18 protein-coding genes are annotated in these 19,702 nt (G+C 60.8%); 8 read left to right on the forward strand and 10 right to left on the reverse strand.

All coding sequences use genetic code 11. From position 1 onward, the window contains the following. Positions 1-173: 173 nt before the first annotated feature. Entirely contained in the window at positions 174-1,283 is a 1,110-nt protein-coding gene (gene ribBA, locus ACIGDJ_RS06585) for a bifunctional 3,4-dihydroxy-2-butanone-4-phosphate synthase/GTP cyclohydrolase II (protein WP_101155085.1), read from the reverse strand. 68 nt (positions 1,284-1,351) lie between these two features. On the opposite strand from ribBA, the gene ACIGDJ_RS06590 reads away from it, so the two are divergent. Further along, on the forward strand, positions 1,352-1,648 hold the full coding sequence (locus ACIGDJ_RS06590; RefSeq protein WP_101155083.1) for a DUF1330 domain-containing protein: 297 nt from the start codon (positions 1,352-1,354) through the stop codon (positions 1,646-1,648). Between the two features lie 44 nt (positions 1,649-1,692). Here ACIGDJ_RS06590 and ACIGDJ_RS06595 read toward each other — a convergent pair whose 3' ends face one another. The 7 genes from ACIGDJ_RS06595 to ACIGDJ_RS06625 all read right to left on the reverse strand — a co-directional run bounded on the left by ACIGDJ_RS06595 (position 1,693) and on the right by ACIGDJ_RS06625 (position 7,035). Then, positions 1,693-2,256, reverse strand: coding sequence for an NUDIX hydrolase (locus ACIGDJ_RS06595; RefSeq protein WP_101155081.1), 564 nt, complete (start codon positions 2,254-2,256; stop codon positions 1,693-1,695). A gap of 1 nt (position 2,257) precedes the next feature. After that, the gene (locus tag ACIGDJ_RS06600; RefSeq protein ID WP_016775014.1) at positions 2,258-3,022 is read right to left on the reverse strand and encodes a GntR family transcriptional regulator; all 765 of its coding nucleotides are present in this window, start codon (positions 3,020-3,022) and stop codon (positions 2,258-2,260) included. A 58-nt stretch (positions 3,023-3,080) separates the two neighbouring features. Beyond that, the gene (locus tag ACIGDJ_RS06605; RefSeq protein WP_064384063.1) at positions 3,081-3,470 is read right to left on the reverse strand and encodes a carboxymuconolactone decarboxylase family protein; all 390 of its coding nucleotides are present in this window, start codon (positions 3,468-3,470) and stop codon (positions 3,081-3,083) included. A gap of 132 nt (positions 3,471-3,602) precedes the next feature. Further along, positions 3,603-4,088: a flavin reductase family protein gene (locus ACIGDJ_RS06610; RefSeq protein WP_101155079.1), complete on the reverse strand. Its 486-nt coding sequence runs from the start codon at positions 4,086-4,088 to the stop codon at positions 3,603-3,605. 12 nt (positions 4,089-4,100) lie between these two features. Further along, the gene (locus ACIGDJ_RS06615; protein WP_101155077.1) at positions 4,101-5,582 is read right to left on the reverse strand and encodes an aldehyde dehydrogenase; all 1,482 of its coding nucleotides are present in this window, start codon (positions 5,580-5,582) and stop codon (positions 4,101-4,103) included. After that, the gene (locus ACIGDJ_RS06620; RefSeq protein WP_101155075.1) at positions 5,579-6,412 is read right to left on the reverse strand and encodes an alpha/beta fold hydrolase; all 834 of its coding nucleotides are present in this window, start codon (positions 6,410-6,412) and stop codon (positions 5,579-5,581) included. Before ACIGDJ_RS06620 ends, ACIGDJ_RS06615 begins: the two co-directional genes overlap by 4 nt. Before the next feature lie 32 nt (positions 6,413-6,444). Next, complete coding sequence (locus ACIGDJ_RS06625) at positions 6,445-7,035, reverse strand: amino acid synthesis family protein (RefSeq protein ID WP_007968626.1); 591 nt, start codon at positions 7,033-7,035, stop codon at positions 6,445-6,447. Between the two features lie 461 nt (positions 7,036-7,496). On the opposite strand from ACIGDJ_RS06625, the gene ACIGDJ_RS06630 reads away from it, so the two are divergent. Both ACIGDJ_RS06630 and ACIGDJ_RS06635 read left to right on the forward strand, forming a co-directional pair. After that, a complete protein-coding gene (locus tag ACIGDJ_RS06630; protein ID WP_313004921.1) occupies positions 7,497-8,540 on the forward strand; it encodes a YCF48-related protein in 1,044 nt (347 codons plus the stop codon). Then, positions 8,537-10,921 carry an RND family transporter gene (locus tag ACIGDJ_RS06635; RefSeq protein ID WP_101155071.1) on the forward strand — a complete coding sequence of 795 codons (2,385 nt, stop codon included), beginning with the start codon at positions 8,537-8,539 and terminating at the stop codon, positions 10,919-10,921. Before ACIGDJ_RS06630 ends, ACIGDJ_RS06635 begins: the two co-directional genes overlap by 4 nt. A gap of 183 nt (positions 10,922-11,104) precedes the next feature. On the opposite strand, the gene ACIGDJ_RS06640 is transcribed toward ACIGDJ_RS06635, so the two are convergent. Then, the gene (locus ACIGDJ_RS06640; protein WP_024013185.1) at positions 11,105-11,824 is read right to left on the reverse strand and encodes a FadR/GntR family transcriptional regulator; all 720 of its coding nucleotides are present in this window, start codon (positions 11,822-11,824) and stop codon (positions 11,105-11,107) included. A 222-nt stretch (positions 11,825-12,046) separates the two neighbouring features. Next, positions 12,047-13,783 (reverse strand): IlvD/Edd family dehydratase, encoded by a 1,737-nt coding sequence (locus ACIGDJ_RS06645; RefSeq protein WP_397504524.1) that lies wholly within the window; start codon positions 13,781-13,783, stop codon positions 12,047-12,049. A 192-nt stretch (positions 13,784-13,975) separates the two neighbouring features. Between ACIGDJ_RS06645 and ACIGDJ_RS06650 the strand changes: the two genes are divergently transcribed. The 5 genes from ACIGDJ_RS06650 (at position 13,976) to ACIGDJ_RS06670 (ending at position 19,675) form a co-directional block, all read left to right on the forward strand. Next, entirely contained in the window at positions 13,976-15,298 is a 1,323-nt protein-coding gene (locus tag ACIGDJ_RS06650) for an MFS transporter (RefSeq protein WP_313004929.1), read from the forward strand. 157 nt (positions 15,299-15,455) lie between these two features. Then, positions 15,456-16,448 (forward strand): AraD1 family protein, encoded by a 993-nt coding sequence (araD1, locus tag ACIGDJ_RS06655; protein WP_101155065.1) that lies wholly within the window; start codon positions 15,456-15,458, stop codon positions 16,446-16,448. 9 nt (positions 16,449-16,457) lie between these two features. After that, positions 16,458-18,038, forward strand: coding sequence for an aldehyde dehydrogenase (NADP(+)) (locus ACIGDJ_RS06660; RefSeq protein ID WP_101155063.1), 1,581 nt, complete (start codon positions 16,458-16,460; stop codon positions 18,036-18,038). A gap of 163 nt (positions 18,039-18,201) precedes the next feature. Beyond that, positions 18,202-18,513, forward strand: a complete 312-nt coding sequence (locus ACIGDJ_RS06665) for a DUF5629 family protein (protein ID WP_101155061.1) — start codon at positions 18,202-18,204, stop codon at positions 18,511-18,513. Next, complete coding sequence (locus ACIGDJ_RS06670) at positions 18,500-19,675, forward strand: lactonase family protein (protein WP_397478508.1); 1,176 nt, start codon at positions 18,500-18,502, stop codon at positions 19,673-19,675. The genes ACIGDJ_RS06665 and ACIGDJ_RS06670 overlap by 14 nt, the downstream gene beginning before the upstream one ends. The last annotated feature ends 27 nt before the right edge of the window (positions 19,676-19,702 follow it).

Here is a 19,702-nt window from a genome sequence, read left to right on the forward strand (position 1 = left end):
TTACCGGTTATCTGGCAGGACAGTTTTTTGTGACTCAGAAATCCGTGCGTGTAATACAGGCCCGTGTGGGAGCGGGCTTGCTCGTGTAGCGTCGGGTCATTCAATAATGAAGTCGGCTGACAGGACGCCTTCGGGAGCAGGCCCCCTCCCACAGGAAATGTGGGTCAGGTGGATTATTCGGTGAAGGGGATGCTCTCGACGACCTCCAGGTCATACCCGGTCAGCCCTGCGTACTTCAGCGGCGGCCCGAGGTGGCGCAGCTTGCCGACGCCAAGATTCTGCAGAATCTGCGCCCCAGTCCCGACTTCGGAATAGATCCGTGATTGCGAGCGGCTGAACTGCCGGGGCGGCTGGGTCAGTTGCGGCACCCGCTCCAGCAACGCCTGCGACGACTCATGATTGGCCAGCACCACGACCACCCCGTGACCTTCCTCAGCCACTCGTTGCAACGCCGCCCACAGCGTCCAGTTCTTCGGCCCGCTGTACTCGGCACCGACCAGATCGCGCAACGGATCGATTACATGCACACGCACCAGCGTCGGCTCGTCACGGCGCAGATCGCCCATGACCATCGCCATGTGCACGCCGCCCTCGATGCGGTCTTCGAAAGTAATCAAACGGAACGTGCCATGTACCGTTGGCAGCTCTTGTTCACCGATGCGTTCGATGGTGTGCTCGGTGCTCAGGCGATAGTGGATCAGGTCGGCGATGGTGCCGATCTTGATCCCGTGCTTGCGTGCGAACAGTTCCAGATCCGGACGCCGGGCCATGGTGCCGTCGTCATTCATCACTTCGACGATCACCGACGCCGGGGTGAAACCGGCCAAACGCGCCAGATCGCAACCGGCCTCGGTATGACCTGCGCGGGTCAACACGCCACCTTCCTTGGCGCGCAGCGGAAAGATGTGGCCGGGCTGCACCAGGTCTTCAGCACGGGCATTCGGCGCGACGGCGGCAGCAACGGTGCAGGCTCGATCCGCCGCGGAAATGCCAGTGGTCACGCCAACCGCCGCTTCGATCGACACGGTAAAGGCAGTGCTGAACACGCTGCCGTTGGCGGGGACCATCTGCTCCAGGCCCAGACGCTGACAATGTTCGTCAGTCAGGGTCAGGCAGATCAGCCCCCGTGCTTCACGGGCCATGAAGCTGATAGCCTCCGCCGTGCAGCGGTCGGCGGCCAGCAACAGGTCGCCTTCGTTTTCGCGGTCTTCGTCATCGACGAGCAAAACCATTTTGCCGAGGCGATAATCGTCGATGATTTCTTCGATGCTGTTGAAGGCCATGCTGGACTCTCAGGGTTCGTTGGAAATATATTGGTATACCATAATACAAAATTAGCACAGAGGTCACTATGAAGGCGTACTGGATTGCCCATGTGGATATAGCCGATGCCGAGCGCTACAGCCATTACACCCAGCGCACCCCGCAGGCGATTGCCGCATTCGGTGGCGTATTTCTCGCCAGAGGCGGGCGCAGCGAGGCGATGGAAGGGCGTGAAACGCCGCAACGCACGGTGATCATCGAGTTTGAAAACTACGAAACAGCCGTGGCGTGCTACCGCTCAGCGGCGTACCAGGAGGCGAAGAGTTACCGCGAGGAATGGGCGAGGGCGGAGATCATTATTGTTGAGGCCTTTGCCCCGATTTAAGCCGTATTGATCGTTCCCACGCTCCGCGTGGGAATGATCAGACATCAGCGCATAAAGTGGATTTTGCCGCTGTCGTCATTGCCCATGTAAATCCCGTACACCCCGGCCTGGCGCTCTTCGATATAGCGCTCGAGAATCTGCCGGATCGCCGGGTAATAAATCTGCTCCCATGGAATCTCTTCAGGGGCGAAGAATTTGTAATCCATGGTTTCCGGCCCGTACTGCCCGGTGATCTCCAAAGCGATGGCGCGGAAGATGATGTACACCTCGCTGATCTTCGGCACGCTGAAAATCGAATACGGCGAGACGATTTCCGCGCGCACGCCGCTTTCTTCCCAGACTTCGCGCAACGCCGCCTGCTCGGTGGTCTCAAAGCTTTCCATGAACCCGGCCGGCAGGGTCCAGGTGCCCGGGCGCGGGGGAATTGCCCGTTGGCACAAGAGGTATTTGCCGTCCTGCTCGATGATGCAACCGGCAATGATCTTCGGATTGATGTAATGGATATAGCCGCAGCCGCGGCACATCAGGCGCTCGTGCGTATCGCCCGACGGCGTCTGCTGACCAAGGTCAGGGCCACCGCATTTCGGGCAAAAGCTCGGGCTGAACATGTCATTGACCTATGCGGGGTTCTTTCAGCGCGATTGGCAGAGTGATCGCCGGGGTGCCTTTGACGGCGACGCCGGTTTCTTCCTGCTTGCGCTTGAGGTAATCGAGGGCCACGGCCGCCGCCGCGCGGACGTGATCGACACAGGCCTGATGCGCCGCCAGCGGATCACCGCTCTTGATCGCCTCGACCATTTTTTCCATCTCGTGATTACTCGCGCCGCGTCGGTTTTCCTGTGACACCGAGGTCGCGCGCAGATAGCTGATGCGGGCCTGCAACTGGCGCAACTGAGTGGCGGCGACATGATTGCCCGAGCCTTCGAGCAGTACGTCGTAGAAACCCTGCACCGAGTCGATCACCTGCTGCAGCTCGCCGTCCTTCAATGCCTTGCGATTGTCATCGAGGGCTTTTTCCAGGGCTTTGATGTCCTTGGCTTTGGCGCGCAGAGTGAACAGCTGAACGATCAGCCCCTCGAGTACGCAACGCAATTCGTAAATATCAACAGCGTCATCGAGGGTGATGATGGCCACGCGCGGGCCCTTGGCGTCGGCGAATTCGACCAGACCTTCGGATTCCAGATGGCGCAAGGCTTCGCGCACCGAAGTCCGGCTGACACCGAGGCGATCACAGAGGTCGCGTTCGACCAGGCGATCGCCTGGCATGAGCTGGAAATTCATGATCGCGCTACGCAGTTTGTCCAACACGATTTCGCGCAGGGTAACGGGGTTGCGATTGACCTTGAAGCTGTCGTCGAGTGGCTGGCGTTTCATGGGGTCCGCTCTTGAGCTTGGCTGTCCATGCCAGAGGGGCATCAAAACAGCCGAGGGGTTAACTTGAGGCCTCGGCGTCGGCTTCGGCAAAGGCTTCACGGGCCAGCCGGAAACTGTCCACGGCCGCCGGAACGCCGCAATAAATGCCGACCTGAAGCAGAATTTCGCGTATTTGCTCACGACTCAGGCCGTTACGCAAGGCGCCACGCACATGCAGCTTGAGTTCGTGCGGGCGGTTGAGCGCCGAGATCATCGCCAGGTTGATCATGCTGCGCTCCTTGAGCGACAAGCCGTCACGACCCCAAACGTGGCCCCAGCAGTATTCGGTGACCATTTCCTGCAGCGGACGGGTGAAGTCGTCGGCGTTCTCTATCGAACGTTGCACGTACGCTTCGCCCAATACCTGGGTGCGGATCTTCAGACCCTTCTCATACTTCTCGTTACTCATTATTCCTCCAGTCACCCCAATTCCCCTGTGGGAGCGGGCTTGCTCGCGAAAGCGTCGTGTCAGTCGACATTTATGTTGAATGATCTACCGCATTCGCGAGCAAGCCCGCTCCCACAGGGTTTAGCACTGTTCTCAGGTAAGCGGCGGCAACGCGCCCAACTTGCCCTTGTGATAAATCATCGGCGTCACCGGTTGCTCGGGCAGGATCAGGTGCTTCACTGCGCCAACAATGATCGCGTGGTCGCCGCCGTCGTATTCACGCCACAACTCGCACTCGATGATCGCCGTGGCCTTGGCAAGGATCGGATTGCCCAGATCGCTGAGATGCCACTCGATGTCTTTGGCCTTGTCCTTGCCCTTGCCGGCAAACGCATAGGCTTCGGCTGTCTGTTCGGCGGAGAGCAAGTGGATGGCGAATTTCTTGCTGTCGCGTAGCACCGGGTAGGTATCGGAAGCGTAGTTGGGGCAGAACAGCACCAGCGCCGGGTCGATCGACAGCGCACTGAAGGCGCTGGCGGTGATGCCGACGATGCCGCCGTCCGGATCCAGCGTCGTCACCACCGTGACGCCGGACGGGAACGAGCTCATGACGTCTTTGTAAATGCCGGGTTCGATCATTTCGCAGGACTCCTAGCGCATCACAAACGGATCAGGCATCGGTGCCTGGGAGAGGTTGATCCACACCGTTTTCAGTTCGGTGTAGGCCAGCACCGAATCGATGCCGCTTTCGCGTCCATAGCCACTGTTCTTGAAGCCGCCGATCGGCGCCATGGCCGAGACCGCGCGGTAGGTGTTGACCCAGATGATCCCCGAACGCACGTCGCGCGCCAGACGATGGGCACGGCCCAGGTCGCGGGTCCAGATGCCGGCGGCGAGGCCGAACTGTGAGTCGTTGGCGATCGCCAGTGCTTCGGCTTCGTCTTTGAAACGAATCACCGAGGCGACCGGGCCGAAGACTTCTTCCTGCATGATCTTCATCGAATTGCGGTCGCATTCGAACAGCGTCGGCTCGTAGAACCAGCCTTCGCCAACATCGCTCGGACGCTTGCCGCCGGTGCGCAAGCGCGCGCCTTCGGCGATCGCATCGGCGACCAGACCTTCGACCACCGCCAGTTGCTGCGCGGTGGCCATCGGGCCCATTTCACTGTTGTCTTCCTGTGGGTTGCCGATGCGGATGCGCTGGGCGCGTTCGACCAGGCGATTGACGAACTCGTCGTAGATTTCGTCCTGCACCAACAAGCGCGAACCGGACACGCAGCTCTGCCCGGACGCCGCGTAGATCCCGGCGATCGCGCCGTTGATCGCACTGTCCAGGTCGGCGTCGGCGAAAATGATGTTCGGCGATTTTCCGCCCAGCTCCAACGACAGCTTGGCGAAGTTCTCGGCGCTGCTGCGCACTACATGCCGCGCCGTGGCCGCGCCGCCGGTGAAGGCGATCTTGCGGATCAGCGGATGGCGAGTGAGGGCGGCGCCAGTGCTCGGGCCGTAGCCGGTGACGACGTTGACCACACCCGGCGGAATCCCGGCTTCAAGGGCCAGGCGTGCCAGTTCGAGAATGGTCGCCGAGGCGTGCTCGGACGGCTTGATCACAATCGTGTTGCCGGCGGCGAGCGCCGGGGCCAGTTTGATCGCCGTCAGGTACAGCGGGCTGTTCCACGGAATGATCGCGGCAACTACACCCATGGCTTCGTGCACGGTGTAGGCAAACAGGTCGGGCTTGTCCAGCGGCAGGGTGCCGCCCTCAAGCTTGTCCGCGAGGCCGGCGGTGTAGTGGAAGAACTCCGGCAGATAGCTGACCTGGCCACGGGTTTCGCGGATCAGTTTGCCGTTGTCGCGGCTTTCCAGCTGCGCCAGTTGTTCCTTGTTTTCCGCGATCAGGTCGCCGAGGCGACGCAACAATTTGCCCCGCGCGGTTGCAGTCAGGCCACGCCATGCAGGGCTGTCGAATGCAGCCTGTGCCGATTGCACAGCGCGTTCGACGTCCGCCTCATCAGCGTCAGGCAGCTGCGCCCAGGCTTGCGCCGTGGCCGGGTTGAGGCTTTCGAAGGTCTTGCCGGAGAGGGCGTCGACCCAGTCTCCGCCGATGCACATCTGGAAGCGTGCGAGTGTCATGCAACGATCCCCTTTATATGGTTTTGTCGGGAGTGTGCGAATTGGAGAAATTCCAGCAGCATCTGATTGACCAGACGCGGCGACTCTACCGGCATCATATGCCGTTGCTCGGGCAGCACGGCAACCTTCGCACCAGGGATGCGCCGGGCCAGTTGCTCGGCCATTTCCGGCGTCGAGCCGGGGTCGAGTTCGCCGGTGGCGATCAGCGTCGGCGCCTCAATGGTGCTGAGGTCGTCGGCGCGATACATGTCCTGGGTGGCGAACAATTCGTAGGTGGTCAGGTAGCCCTGCGGATCATTGTTGGCCAATGTCTGGCGCAACGCGGCGATCTGCGCCGGGTTGGCTGCCTGATATTCACGGCTGAACCAGCGTGACAGCGCCGCCTCGGCATTGGCGTCCGGGCCATGCTCGGCGGCCTGCGCAGTGCGGGCGATCACACCAGCACGCTGTTCTTCGCTGCGGTTGAACACGCTGTTCAACACCACCAGGCTTTGCAGGCGCTCGGGATAGTGCAGGGCAAAAGCCCGGGCGACCAGGCCGCCCATGGAGAAACCGATCACCGCTGCCTGGGGCAGATTCAGGTGATCGAGCAGCTCGAGCAACTGATCGGCGTAACCGAGCAGGTCGGTGCCGCTGGCCGGGCGCGGGCTGGCGCCGTGACCGAGCATGTCGTAGGCGATCACCTGATACTGGCTGGCGAGGCCGACAATCTGTCCGCCCCACATTTCTTTGTTCAGGCCCACGCCGTGGATCAAGACCACGGGCTGGCCTTGGCCGGTCGCCAGGTAACTGGTGCCAGCCGGGGTGAGTTCAGCGGTGAGCCGAATCATGGAGCGCTCCTGCAATGCCTTTCTTGTTGTGATTACTGGGCTTTTTCGGCGGCCAGTTCTTCCAGATCGATGTAGCGGTTGCCGATGCGCGGGTGCAGGCGGCCACCGTCGGCGCAACCCAGCACGACGACGATTTCGTCGGCACGCGGCGCATCTTCGATCTGCATTTCCAGGGTGATGTAGTGCGAACGCAGGCCTTCGTCGTCCTTGTGCATCATCGGGATCTGAATCGAAGTGCCCGGGCCGCCGCGCTTGTTGGTGAAGCTCAGGTAGCTCTTGGCTTTCACCGCTTCGCGGTAGTGGTTGCCGAAGCGCAGGGTGTGGATCACCGCCGAGGCGTGCTCGATCTCGCCATCAGCGCCGACCACTGCTGCTTTGCCATAGGCCTCGATCTTCTCGGCACCGCCGATGATGCCGACCAGACGCTCGACCATCATTGCGCCAAGGTCAGAGCAGTTGGCGCGGATCTGCGGCTTGAGGTCTTCGACAAAACCGTTGCCCACCCAGGGGTTCTTCATCACCACGGCGAGGCCGACCATGGTCACCGGCTTGTCAGTAGCCTTGCCGCCTTCGATGAAGGTTTCTTCGACATAGCTGACGATCTTGCGAATTTCGAAACTCATGAGCTGCTCCGTTGGGGGATTGAGAGTGTCTGTGCGTCTGATGGTATACCATAATACCGATCCTGCAAGTCCTCTCCACAAGATTTGCGTCATCTATCCTGCGAATGGCTGCACATTCATCCGCCACTCACCATTCTCCAGACAACCTGTGAATCTGTGGGAGGGGGCTTGCCCCCGAAAGCGGTAGATCAGGCAACGTGTCTGGTGGCTGACACATCGATTCGGGAGCAAGCCCCCTCCCACAATGAAAATCGCAGGCCAAGCGAGGCTGGTACCGGTTAACAAAAGATAACGTGGCGCCGATTGTCAGACATTTGCAAAGCCCGATAGGATGAGCCAGCTTCCGAAGGGGCTCTGGATTGCGGGTTTCAGGACGATGATTCTGATCTGCCAGCAGCCGGGTACTCTTGCGGCGCCCTTGAAGGCCCGATGGCCCAACAATAATAAATAGGGGAAGGTCTATGAGTCGTTGCCGCCCGCCGGCGTTACGCAACACCGCGTTGCTGGCCACAGCACTCTCGCTGCTGGGCTTTGCCACGTTATCGGCACCTGTGATTGCCGCCGAGGCCCCGGCTGACGTGGTCTATGCCACCGAATCGGCCAAGGCCGCAAAAAGCCTGATTCTTGACGTGGTCCATGCCGGCGCGCGTCTGGTCGCGGTCGGCGATCGTGGGCACATCGTCTATTCCGATGACCAGGGCAAGACCTGGACCCAGGCCAAGGTGCCAACCCGACAACTGCTCACCGCCGTGTATTTCGTCGACGACAAAAACGGCTGGGCCGTTGGCCACGATGCACAGGTTCTCGCCAGCACAGACGGCGGTCTGACCTGGAGCAAACAATTCGAAGACCTCAAACGTGAATCGCCGCTGCTCGACGTCTGGTTCAAGGACGCCAGCAGCGGCTTTGCCGTGGGCGCCTATGGCACGCTGCTGGAAACCACCGACGGCGGCAAAGACTGGCAAGACGTCAGCGACCGCCTCGATAACGAAGACCAGTTCCACCTCAACGCCATTGCTGCCGTGAAAGACGCCGGGCTGTTCATCGTCGGTGAGTCCGGCAGCATGTTCCGCTCCGCCGATGACGGTCAGACCTGGGAGAAACTCGAAGGCCCATACGAAGGTTCGCTGTTTGGCGTTATCGGCACGGCGCAACCGCAGACCCTGCTGGCTTACGGCTTGCGCGGCAACCTCTACCGCTCCACCGATTTCGGCAGCAACTGGGAGCAGGTCGAGCTCAAAGCCGCGCGCGGTGCGCTGGAGTTCGGCCTGTCCGGCGGCACGCTGCTGGAAGATGGCTCGATCGTCATCGTCGGCAACGGCGGCTCGGTGATCAGCAGCAGTGACAACGGCGAAACCTTCAGCGTGTTCAACCGTCCGGATCGCATTTCGCTGTCGTCGGTCACCGCCGCCGGCAATGGCAATCTGATTCTGACCGGGCAGGGTGGATTGCACATCACCCAGCCAAACGGTGCCGAGACCAATAACAAGAAGGCGGGGCTATGACTTCCTTGATCACTCCTCAGCAGGAAAAGGCGACGTTCCTCGAACGCCTGATTTTCAACAACCGCCCGGCCGTGATTCTGATCTGCCTGGTGGTGAGCATCTTCCTGTTCTGGCAGGCGACGCTGATCCGGCCGTCGACCAGTTTCGAAAAAATGATCCCGCTGCAGCATCCCTTCATCGAAAAGATGATGGAGCACCGCAACGATCTGGCGAACCTCGGCAACACCGTGCGTATTTCGGTGGAGGCTACCGACGGCGACATCTTCTCCAAGGAGTACATGGAGACCCTGCGCCAGATCAACGACGAGGTGTTCTACATTTCCGGCGTCGACCGCTCCGGGCTGAAGTCGCTGTGGAGCCCTAGCGTACGCTGGACCGAAGTGACGGAAGAGGGTTTCGCCGGCGGTGAAGTGATCCCGCAGAGCTACAATGGCTCCCAGGACAGCCTCGATCTGCTGCGCAACAACGTGCTCAAGTCCGGCCAGGTCGGGCGTCTGGTGGCCAACGATTTCAAGTCGAGCATCGTCGACATACCGCTGCTGGAGGCCTACCCGGACCCGCAGGACCAAGGCAAGCTGCTGGCGCTGGACTATCGCCAGTTTTCCCATGAGCTCGAAGACAAGATCCGCAACAAGTTCGAAGCGCAGAATCCCAATATCAAGATCCACATTGTCGGCTTCGCCAAGAAAGTAGGTGACCTGATCGACGGCCTGGTGATGGTGGTGCTGTTCTTCGGCGTCGCCTTCGTCATCACCCTTATCCTGCTGCTGTGGTTCACCAACTGCGTGCGCAGCACCATTGCAGTGTTGAGTACGACCTTGGTGGCGGTGGTCTGGCAGCTCGGTTTGATGCACTTCTTCGGCTTCGGGCTCGACCCGTATTCGATGCTGGTGCCGTTCCTGATTTTCGCCATCGGCATTTCCCATGGTGTGCAAAAGATCAACGGTATTGCCCTGCAATCCAGCGAGGCGGATAACGCGCTGACCGCAGCACGGCGCACCTTCCGGCAATTGTTCCTGCCGGGGATGATCGCGATTCTGGCCGATGCGGTGGGCTTCATCACGCTGCTGATCATCGACATCGGTGTGATCCGTGAACTGGCCATCGGTGCGTCGATCGGCGTCGCGGTCATCGTGTTTACCAACCTGATTCTGCTGCCGGTGGCGATTTCCTATGTCGGCATCAGCAAGCGTGCGATTGCCAAGAGCAAGAAAGACGCGAACCGCGAACATCCGTTCTGGCGCCTGCTGTCGAACTTCGCCAATCCGAAAGTCGCACGCGTCTCGGTGGTGCTGGCGCTGATCGCTTTCGGCGGTGGCCTCTGGTACAGCCAGAACCTGAAAATTGGCGATCTCGACCAGGGCGCGCCGGAACTGCGACCGGACTCGCGCTACAACAAGGACAACAACTTCATCATCAGCAATTACTCGACCAGCTCCGACGTGCTGGTGGTGATGGTCAAGACCAAGGCCGAGGGCTGCTCGCGCTATGAAGCCATGGCACCGATCGATCAGTTGATGTGGAAGATGCAGAACACTGAGGGCGTGCAGTCAGCGATCTCGCTGGTGACCGTGTCCAAGCAGATGATCAAGGGCATGAACGAGGGCAACCTGAAATGGGAAACCCTGTCGCGCAACCCGGACGTGCTGAACAACTCGATCGCCCGCGCAGACGGCCTGTACAACAACAGCTGCTCGCTGGCACCGGTGCTGATTTTCCTCAATGACCACAAGGCCGAGACCCTCGACCGTGCGGTGCAAGCGGTGCAGGAATTCGCCAAGGAAAACAACAAGGACGGCCTCGAATTCATCCTCGCCGCCGGTAATGCCGGGATTGAAGCGGCGACCAACGAAGTCATCAAACAGGCTGAGTTGACCATCCTGATTCTGGTGTACATCTGCGTGGCGGTGATGTGCATGATCACCTTCCGTTCGTGGGCGGCGACCCTGTGCATCGTCCTGCCTCTGGTGCTGACCTCGGTGCTCGGCAACGCGCTGATGGCGTTCATGGGCATCGGCGTCAAAGTCGCGACGCTGCCGGTGGTGGCGCTGGGTGTGGGGATCGGCGTGGACTACGGCATCTACATCTACAGCCGTCTGGAAAGTTTCCTGCGTGCCGGGCTGCCGTTGCAGGAAGCCTATTACCAGACGCTGAAGTCCACCGGTAAAGCGGTGCTGTTCACCGGCCTGTGTCTGGCGATCGGCGTGTGCACCTGGATCTTCTCGGCGATCAAGTTCCAGGCTGACATGGGCCTGATGCTGACCTTCATGCTGCTGTGGAACATGTTCGGCGCGCTGTGGCTGCTGCCAGCGCTGGCGAAGTTCCTGATCAAACCTGAGAAGCTGGCGGGGCAGAAGGGCAATTCGTTGTTTGCCCACTGATCTGACAGGCTGAAACGACAAAGCCGCAACCTTATGGGGTTGCGGCTTTTTTATCTTTTGAATTTCACTCAGTCCAAATGTGGGAGCGGGCTTGCTCGCGAATGCAGTGGGTCAGTAAAGAATGCTTTGACTGACACACCGCATTCGCGAGCAAGCCCGCTCCCACAGGGAATTTTCGCTGTGTCAGGAAAGCTCGGCGCCCAGCACCACACTCAATGCACTGCGCGCATCATCCAGCTGCACCAACGTCGCATGCCGGGCACCCAAGGCATCACGGTTCTCGATGGCGGTCAAAATTGCCTTGTGCCGCGGCAACGCCAGCTCATGCAGATTCGGTCGCTGATTGGAATGCTTCAACGCCTCGGCAATCGCCACCGCCAGCATGTTGCACAGGTTCGCCAGCAGGTCATTGTGCGTCGCATCGGCAATGCGGCTGTGGAAATCCAGGTCCGGCTGCAACAAGGCTTCCGGCGTCGGTGCGGCTTCCATGCGTTGGTAGGCTTCGTTGATCGCAGCGATGTCGGCATCGGTCGCATGCTGAGCGGCGAGGGCGGCTGCGGCGGGTTCGATGATGCTGCGTACGCTGGTCAGCACGTTGAAGAATTCATTCTGTGGGCTGCTCTGCATCAGCCAGTGCAGCACGTCCGGGTCGAGCATGTGCCATTCGCGCCGGGCCTTGACCACTGTGCCCACGCGCGGTTTGGAATACACCAGACCCTTGGCCACCAACACTCGCGTGGCCTCGCGCAGCACCGGCCGACTGACCGCGTACTCTTCGCACAGCAGGGCTTCGGCGGGCAGTTTGTCGTCGGGCAAAAAGCGTCCGGAGACGATCTGCATGCCCAGTTCCTGGACGATGCGCGAATGCATGCTTTTACGGTCGGAGGGTTTGCGGTAATCCATGGGGAGCGGCGCGATCCTGAGCGATGGAGATGCCGCGCATCATAGCAGGCACCGGACAATCTTGAGTCGGGTATAGAACAACTGTGGGAGCGGGCTTGCTCGCGAAAGCGGTGGGTCAAACAACATTACTGTTGAATGTGCCGCCGCCTTCGCGAGCAAGCCCGCTCCCACACGGATTTGCATTCCCGTGTAGGAGCTGCCGCAGGCTGCGATCTTTTGCTCTTAATGAGAGTGACGCGGAACCTCGGCACCACGGCAACCGACGAGGAAGTCAAAGTCGCAACCCTGATCCGCTTGCAGTACGTGGTCGATGTACAACTGACGATAGCCACCCACCAGCAATTGCTGCGGCGCTTGCAGATCGGCCATGCGAGCGGCCAGTTCCACGTCCGGAATGTCCAGATGCAAACGGCCGCTGGCGCAATCGAGTTCGATCCAGTCGCCTTCCTTTACTGCCGCCAAAGGCCCGCCCGCTGCCGCTTCCGGCGCAACGTGCAAAACCACCGTGCCGTACGCGGTGCCGCTCATGCGTGCGTCAGAAATGCGCACCATGTCGGTCACGCCTTCTGCCAACAACTTGGCCGGCAGGCCCATGTTGCCGACCTCGGCCATGCCCGGATAACCCTTCGGCCCGCAGTTTTTCATCACCAGAATCGAATCCTTATCGACGTCCAGTTCCGGATCGTTGATCCGCGCCTTGTACATGTCGAAGTTCTCGAACACCACGGCGCGACCGCGATGCTGCATCAGTTCAGCGCTAGCAGCGGACGGCTTGAGTACTGCCCCCAGCGGCGCGAGATTGCCACGCAGCACGCAGATGCCGCCGTCAGCGCGAATCGGATTGTCGAGGGTGCGGATCACTTGGTCTTCGCCGTAGATCGGCGCGTCCTTGGTGTTCTCGCCGATCGATTTGCCGTTGACCGTCAAGGCATTCGGATTGGGAATCAGATTGGCTTCGCCGAGGCGACGCAGCACCGCAGGCAAACCACCGGCGTAATAAAACTCTTCCATCAGGAAGCGCCCGGACGGCTGCAGGTCGACGATGGTCGGCATGCCGCGACCGATGCGCGTCCAGTCGTCCAGATCGAGTTCGACGCCGATGCGCCCGGCAATGGCTTTCAAGTGAATTACGGCGTTGGTCGAACCACCGATGGCGGCGTTGACGCGGATGGCGTTTTCGAAAGCTTCCTTGGTGAGGATCTTCGACAGTTTCAGGTCTTCACGCACCATTTCCACCGCACGCATGCCAGACATGTGCGCCAGCACGTAACGGCGCGCATCCACCGCTGGGATCGCTGCGTTATGGGGTAGGGAAGTGCCCAGTGCTTCGGCCATGCAGGCCATGGTCGAGGCGGTGCCCATGGTGTTGCAGGTGCCCGCCGAGCGCGACATGCCGCCTTCGGCCGCGAGGAAATCGTCGATGGTGATGGTGCCGGCCTTGACCTGTTCGCTGAGCTGCCAGACCACGGTGCCAGAACCGATGTCCTTGCCCTTGTGCTTGCCGTTGAGCATCGGGCCGCCAGTGACCACGATGGCCGGCACGTCGCAACTGGCCGCGCCCATCAGCAACGCCGGGGTGGTTTTATCGCAACCGGTGAGCAGCACCACGCCGTCGATCGGGTTGCCGCGAATCGCTTCCTCAACGTCCATGCTCGCCAAGTTGCGGGTGAGCATGGCGGTCGGGCGCAGGTTCGATTCGCCGTTGGAGAACACCGGAAACTCCACCGGAAAACCACCGGCCTCGATCACCCCGCGTTTGACGTGCTCCGCGATCTGGCGGAAGTGCGCGTTGCACGGCGTCAGCTCGGACCAGGTGTTGCAGATGCCGATGATCGGCTTGCCGTGAAACTGGTGGTCGGCGATGCCCTGATTCTTCATCCAGCTGCGGTACATGAAGCCGTTCTTGTCGGCCGTGCCAAACCATTGGGCGGAGCGCAGGGTGGGTTTCTTATCAGACATGATCGTTTCTCTTATTGTAAGACTATTGTTTGCGAGCTGACGCTTAATCTAAGCTCAAAATCCGCGCTTTGGAAGTGTTGTTGGGTAATTAGTATTACTATATAGTCGTTTTCGACGGAGGGATGGCCCTGGCTGTTTTAGCGAGAGGCGTCCCCCGAGGTTCTATAAAAACAACAATCGGAGACCGATCTCATGAGCCAGGAATTGCGGCTTATCCGGCGCATCACACTGAAACTGATTCCCTTCCTGATCCTGCTGTACCTGATCGCCTATGTGGATCGCTCCGCCGTTGGCTTCGCCAAGCTGCACATGGGCGCCGACATCGGCATTGGCGACGCGGCCTATGGCCTGGGTGCCGGGCTGTTCTTCATTGGTTACTTCCTGCTCGAAATTCCCAGCAACCTGATGCTCGAACGCTTCGGCGCGCGGCGTTGGTTCGCGCGGATCATGATCACTTGGGGCGCAATCACCATCGGCATGGCCTTTGTGCAAGGGCCGCACAGCTTCTATGTGATGCGCTTTCTGCTCGGCGCGGCCGAAGCGGGCTTCTTCCCAGGCGTGCTGTACTACATCACCCAATGGTTCCCGGTGCGCCATCGCGGCAAGATTCTGGGGCTGTTCATCCTGTCGCAACCGATCGCGATGATGATCACCGGACCCGTGTCCGGCGGTTTGCTCGGCATGGACGGCATCCTTGGCCTGCACGGCTGGCAGTGGCTGTTTATTGTCATCGGCACCCCGGCGATCCTGCTGACCTGGCCGGTGCTGCGCTGGCTGCCAGACGGCCCGCAGCAGGTGAAGTGGATGGATCAGGCGGAAAAGGACTGGCTGACCGGCGAGCTGAAAAAGGATCTGCAGGAGTACGGCCAGACCCGTCATGGCAATCCGTTGCACGCACTGAAGGACAAGCGCGTGTTACTGCTGGCGCTGTTCTATCTGCCAGTGACCCTGAGCATTTACGGCCTCGGCCTGTGGCTGCCGACGCTGATCAAACAGTTCGGTGGCAGCGACCTGGTGACCGGGTTCGTTTCTTCGGTGCCATACATTTTCGGGATCATCGGCCTGCTGATCATTCCGCGCAGTTCCGACCGCTTGAATGATCGCTACGGCCATCTCGCCGTCCTTTATGTGCTCGGCGCAATCGGCTTGTTCCTCAGTGCCTGGCTGTCCTTGCCGGTAGCGCAACTGGCGGCGCTGTGTCTGGTGGCGTTCGCGTTGTTTTCGTGCACGGCGGTGTTCTGGACCTTGCCCGGACGCTTCTTTGCCGGTGCCAGTGCGGCGGCGGGGATTGCCTTGATCAACTCGGTCGGCAACCTGGGCGGTTACATCGGCCCGTTCGTGATTGGCGCGTTGAAGGAGTACACCGGCAATCTGGCTTCGGGGCTGTACTTCCTTTCGGGCGTGATGGTCTTCGGGCTGATTCTGACCGGCATCGTCTACCGCGTGCTGGAACGCAAACACGTGTTGCCCGTCGACCAGTTCGCCGCGAGTGCCCGTGGCGCGACCCGCACCTGAACTGCAGGACTCCACAAAACCTATGTGGGAGCGGGCTTGCTCGCGAATGCGGTGGATCAGCCGCCATCACCGTTGAATGACACACCGCTTTCGCGAGCAAGCCCGCTCCCACACGGGCCCGCGTCATTTTCAAGTTTGTGCTTAAAGGAGAGGACATATGCATCTGGTGCAATTTGAATTACCCAACGGCGAGCGCCGTGTCGGCATGGTCGACAACGGTCAGGTTCGCGAAGTGCAGGACGCCCGCAGTGTCCGCGATCTGGCCCTGGCCGCAATCGAAGCCGGCGGCTCGCTTGAGCAGCAAGTGCAGCGCCTCGGCCTCGGCGCCGATCACGACTACGCGCAATTGCTCAAAGACCTGCGCATCCTGCCGCCACTCGATCACCCGGACCCGGCGCACATGCTGGTCAGCGGTACCGGCCTGACTCACCTGGGCAGCGCTTCGGCCCGCGACAAGATGCACCAGCAGGCCGGCGATGAAGCGGCAATGACCGACACCATGCGCATTTTCAAATGGGGCGTGGAGGGCGGCAAACCGGCGGCGGGGCAGGCCGGTGTGCAACCGGAGTGGTTCTACAAGGGCGACGGTAGCATCGTCGTGCGTCCGGGGCAGCCGTTCCCGCTGCCGCCGTTTGCCGAAGACGCCGGCGAAGAGCCGGAGATGGCCGGCCTGTACGTCATCGGCAACGACGGCAAGCCCTATCGCCTCGGTTTCGCGGTGGGCAACGAGTTCTCCGACCACGTCATGGAGCGCAAGAATTACCTGTACCTGGCGCACTCCAAATTGCGCAGTTGCAGTTATGGTCCGGAACTTCGCACCGGTGAATTGCCTCAACACCTTGCCGGCACCAGCCGAATCCTGCGTGACGGCGAAGTGCTCTGGCAGAACGAGTTTCTCAGCGGCGAGGCCAACATGTGCCACAGCCTGGCGAACCTCGAATACCACCACTTCAAATACAGTCAGTTCCTGCGTCCGGGCGACGTGCACATCCATTTTTTCGGCACCGCGACCCTGTCGTTTGCCGACGGCATCCGCACCCAGCCGGGCGACACGTTCGAGATCAGCCAAGCCGACTTCGGCGCTCCGCTGGTCAACGGCATCGCACCGGTCAAAGCGGCTTTTGAACCGGACAGCATTGGCACCCTTTAAGGAGATCCCATGACTCAGATTCTCGGTCACAACTACATCGGCGGTCAGCGCAGCGCCGCCGGCACCGTCAAATTGCACTCAGTCGACGCCAGTAGCGGCGAGGCGCTGCCGCACGATTTCATGCAGGCCACGGCCGAAGAAGTTGACGCCGCCGCCAAAGCCGCCGCTGCGGCTTACCCAACGTATCGCAGCCTCAGCGCCGAACGCCGCGCGCAATTTCTCGACGCGGTCGCGGATGAGCTTGATGCGCTTGGCGACGATTTCGTTGCTGTGGTCTGCCGCGAAACCGCACTGCCGGCCGGTCGCATTCAGGGCGAGCGCGGACGCACCAGCGGCCAGATGCGCCTGTTCGCCAAAGTCCTGCGTCGCGGTGATTTCTACGGCGCGCGCATCGATCTGGCATTGCCGGATCGTCAGCCATTGCCACGGCCCGATCTGCGTCAGTACCGCATCGGCCTCGGCCCGGTTGCGGTGTTTGGCGCGAGCAACTTCCCGCTGGCGTTCTCCACTGCCGGTGGCGATACCGCAGCGGCGCTGGCCGCCGGTTGCCCGGTAGTGTTCAAGGCCCACAGCGGCCATATGGCCACCGCTGAGCTGGTCGCCGACGCGATCATTCGTGCGGCGGAAAAAACCGCCATGCCCGCCGGCGTGTTCAACATGATCTACGGGGGCGGCGTCGGTGAATGGCTGGTCAAGCATCCGGCAATTCAGGCGGTTGGTTTCACCGGCTCGCTGAAGGGCGGTCGCGCGCTGTGCGACATGGCTGCCGCACGTCCGCAACCGATCCCGGTGTTCGCCGAGATGTCGAGCATCAACCCGGTGATTGTTCTGCCGCAGGCACTCGCCACGCGTTCGGAAACCGTCGCGCGCGATCTCACCGCCTCGGTGGTGCAGGGTTGCGGTCAATTCTGCACCAACCCGGGTCTGGTGATCGGTATCCGCTCGCCGCAGTTCAGCGCGTTTGTCCAACAAGTTGCTGCTGCAATCGGTGATCAACCGGCGCAAACCATGCTCAACGCCGGCACCCTCGGCAGCTATGGCAAAGGCCTGGAAAAACTTCTGGCGCACAGCGGCATCCAGCATCTGGCCGGTAATCCGCAGCAGGGCAATCAGGCGCAGCCGCAGTTGTTCAGGGCCGATGTCAGCCTGTTGATCAACGGTGACGAAGTGCTGCAGGAAGAAGTGTTCGGCCCGACCACAGTGATCGTCGAAGTGGCCGATCAGGCACAACTGAGCGCAGCGCTGCACGGCCTGCACGGTCAATTGACCGCGACGATCATCGGTGAGCCGGCTGACTTCGAGCAGTTCGCCGAACTGACGCCGCTGCTGGAACAGAAGGTCGGGCGTATTCTGCTCAACGGTTATCCGACCGGTGTCGAAGTGTGCGATTCGATGGTGCACGGCGGGCCATACCCGGCGACATCCGATGCCCGTGGCACGTCGGTGGGCACGCTGGCGATCGATCGCTTCCTGCGCCCGGTGTGCTTCCAGAACTACCCGGACAGCTTGCTGCCCGAACCGCTGAAAAACGCCAACCCGCTGCGGATTCAGCGTTTGGTGGATGGCAAGCCATCGCGTGAGGCGATCTAGCCAGCACCGCAATCCCTGTGTAGGAGCTGCCGAAGGCTGCGATCTTTTGATCTTGTTGTTAAAAGCAAAATCAAAAGATCGCAGCCTTCGGCAGCTCCTACATAAGGGGCAGGGCGCCATGAGCTATCATTGGCCCTTTCCCCCCAAAGAAAGACTGTTTGCCATGACTGCCCAAACCCTTCTCAACGCCCTCGAACACTGCGGTATGGTCGAAATCGACGGCCTGCACGCCTTCGAATTCGCCCTCGACGAGGACGATAACCTGCACATTGAATGCATTGATGGCCGTGAAGCCAAGCACTGGGAATTCACCCCGGCGCAGGTCGCGGCAGCGACGTTCGATGAGACGCTGCAGAGCTGGCTGGTCGTCGGTTACGCCAGCGACACCAAGACCACGGGCGAGCATCGTCTGGTGTGTCTCGGCGATGTGGTCAGCAGCAGCGACGATGAGGAAGAAACTGATGAAAATGCGTAACTTCTGGCCATTGCTGATGGCCGGCAGCGTCGGTGCGATGGGGCTTTCCAGCGCCTCTGCCGAAACCCTCCAGTTGCTGGTCGGCTCCTACACTGCCGGTTCCAGCCAGGGCATCTACCGCATGCAGTTCGACAGCGCCACCGGCCAGATCGACGCCAAGCCGCTGCAGGTGGTCAAGACTGAAAACCCGTCGTGGCTGACCCTTTCGAAAGATCAGAAACGCCTGTTCGTGGTCAACGAAAACGGCCCGGGCCAGACTGATCCGGTCGGCCGTGTCAGCAGCTACGCTATCGACCCGAAAACCCATGCCCTGAGCCTGATCAACCAAGTGCAGAGCCTGGGCAACGAGCCTACCCATTCCAGCCTTAGCGCTGATGCCAAACACCTGTTCGTCAGTAACTACTCGGTAATGGAAGATCCAGGCGGCACCCTGGCGGTATTGCCGGTCGATGCCGACGGCCAGCTGAAACCGGTAGTGCAGATGAGCGGGCATCCGGCCAGTCGGGTCAACGCTGAGCGTCAGGCCTCGAATCACGTGCACTCGACGGTGTCGTCGCCGGACGGGCGCTATGTGTTCTCCAATGATTTGGGCGCGGACAAGGTTTTCATCTATCAGTACGACCCGAAGGCCAACCCGCACTTGCCGCTAACGCCGGCGAAAACCGCCTCGGTAGCGCTGCCGGCCGGCAGTGGCCCGCGTCATCTGCTGTTCAGCGCTGATGGCAAACACGCCTGGCTGACCATGGAAATGAGCGCACAGGTCGCGGTGTTCGACTACAACGACGGCGTGCTGACCCAGACGCAACTGGTCGATCTGGCAGCGGGCCAGCCAACCTCCGACAAGGCCGGCGCGGCGCTGCATGCCTCGGCTGACGGCAAGTTTCTGTACGTGAGTAATCGCGGCACGGCCAATCAGCTCGTAGTGTTCGGCATTGATCCGGCGACCGGTCAGCTCAAAGAGCTGCAAAAGCGCTCGGTCGAGGGTGATCACCCGCGCGAGTTTGCCCTCGATCCGAGCGGTAAATTCGTCTTGATCGCTAACCAGAAGAGCAACCAGATTGTCGTCGTCGAGCGCGATGCCAAGACCGGTCTGCTTGGCAAAACCGTGCAAAAACTGCCGATCGACGCGCCAAGCGACTTGAAGTTTCTAGTGCGACAATAAGCCACAGGCCCCGGTCCATGGGGCCTG

Source organism: Pseudomonas sp. NPDC079367 (assembly GCF_044542195.1).
GTDB lineage: Bacteria > Pseudomonadota > Gammaproteobacteria > Pseudomonadales > Pseudomonadaceae > Aquipseudomonas.

Excerpts from the sequence above, each read along its gene's own strand:
- ACIGDJ_RS06595 (WP_101155081.1), bottom strand. The coding sequence starts at position 2,256 with ATGTTCAGCCCGAGCTTTTGCCCGAAATGCGGTGGCCCTGACCTTGGT.
- ACIGDJ_RS06610 (WP_101155079.1), bottom strand. The coding sequence starts at position 4,088 with ATGATCGAACCCGGCATTTACAAAGACGTCATGAGCTCGTTCCCGTCC.
- ACIGDJ_RS06640 (WP_024013185.1), bottom strand. The coding sequence starts at position 11,824 with ATGGATTACCGCAAACCCTCCGACCGTAAAAGCATGCATTCGCGCATC.
- ACIGDJ_RS06630 (WP_313004921.1), top strand. The coding sequence starts at position 7,497 with ATGAGTCGTTGCCGCCCGCCGGCGTTACGCAACACCGCGTTGCTGGCC.
- ACIGDJ_RS06605 (WP_064384063.1), bottom strand. The coding sequence starts at position 3,470 with ATGAGTAACGAGAAGTATGAGAAGGGTCTGAAGATCCGCACCCAGGTA.
- ACIGDJ_RS06660 (WP_101155063.1), top strand. The coding sequence starts at position 16,458 with ATGACTCAGATTCTCGGTCACAACTACATCGGCGGTCAGCGCAGCGCC.
- ACIGDJ_RS06665 (WP_101155061.1), top strand. The coding sequence starts at position 18,202 with ATGACTGCCCAAACCCTTCTCAACGCCCTCGAACACTGCGGTATGGTC.
- araD1 (WP_101155065.1), top strand. The coding sequence starts at position 15,456 with ATGCATCTGGTGCAATTTGAATTACCCAACGGCGAGCGCCGTGTCGGC.
- ACIGDJ_RS06625 (WP_007968626.1), bottom strand. The coding sequence starts at position 7,035 with ATGAGTTTCGAAATTCGCAAGATCGTCAGCTATGTCGAAGAAACCTTC.
- ACIGDJ_RS06620 (WP_101155075.1), bottom strand. The coding sequence starts at position 6,412 with ATGATTCGGCTCACCGCTGAACTCACCCCGGCTGGCACCAGTTACCTG.
- ACIGDJ_RS06590 (WP_101155083.1), top strand. The coding sequence starts at position 1,352 with ATGAAGGCGTACTGGATTGCCCATGTGGATATAGCCGATGCCGAGCGC.
- ribBA (WP_101155085.1), bottom strand. The coding sequence starts at position 1,283 with ATGGCCTTCAACAGCATCGAAGAAATCATCGACGATTATCGCCTCGGC.
- ACIGDJ_RS06615 (WP_101155077.1), bottom strand. The coding sequence starts at position 5,582 with ATGACACTCGCACGCTTCCAGATGTGCATCGGCGGAGACTGGGTCGAC.
- ACIGDJ_RS06670 (WP_397478508.1), top strand. The coding sequence starts at position 18,500 with ATGAAAATGCGTAACTTCTGGCCATTGCTGATGGCCGGCAGCGTCGGT.
- ACIGDJ_RS06650 (WP_313004929.1), top strand. The coding sequence starts at position 13,976 with ATGAGCCAGGAATTGCGGCTTATCCGGCGCATCACACTGAAACTGATT.
- ACIGDJ_RS06600 (WP_016775014.1), bottom strand. The coding sequence starts at position 3,022 with ATGAAACGCCAGCCACTCGACGACAGCTTCAAGGTCAATCGCAACCCC.
- ACIGDJ_RS06645 (WP_397504524.1), bottom strand. The coding sequence starts at position 13,783 with ATGTCTGATAAGAAACCCACCCTGCGCTCCGCCCAATGGTTTGGCACG.
- ACIGDJ_RS06635 (WP_101155071.1), top strand. The coding sequence starts at position 8,537 with ATGACTTCCTTGATCACTCCTCAGCAGGAAAAGGCGACGTTCCTCGAA.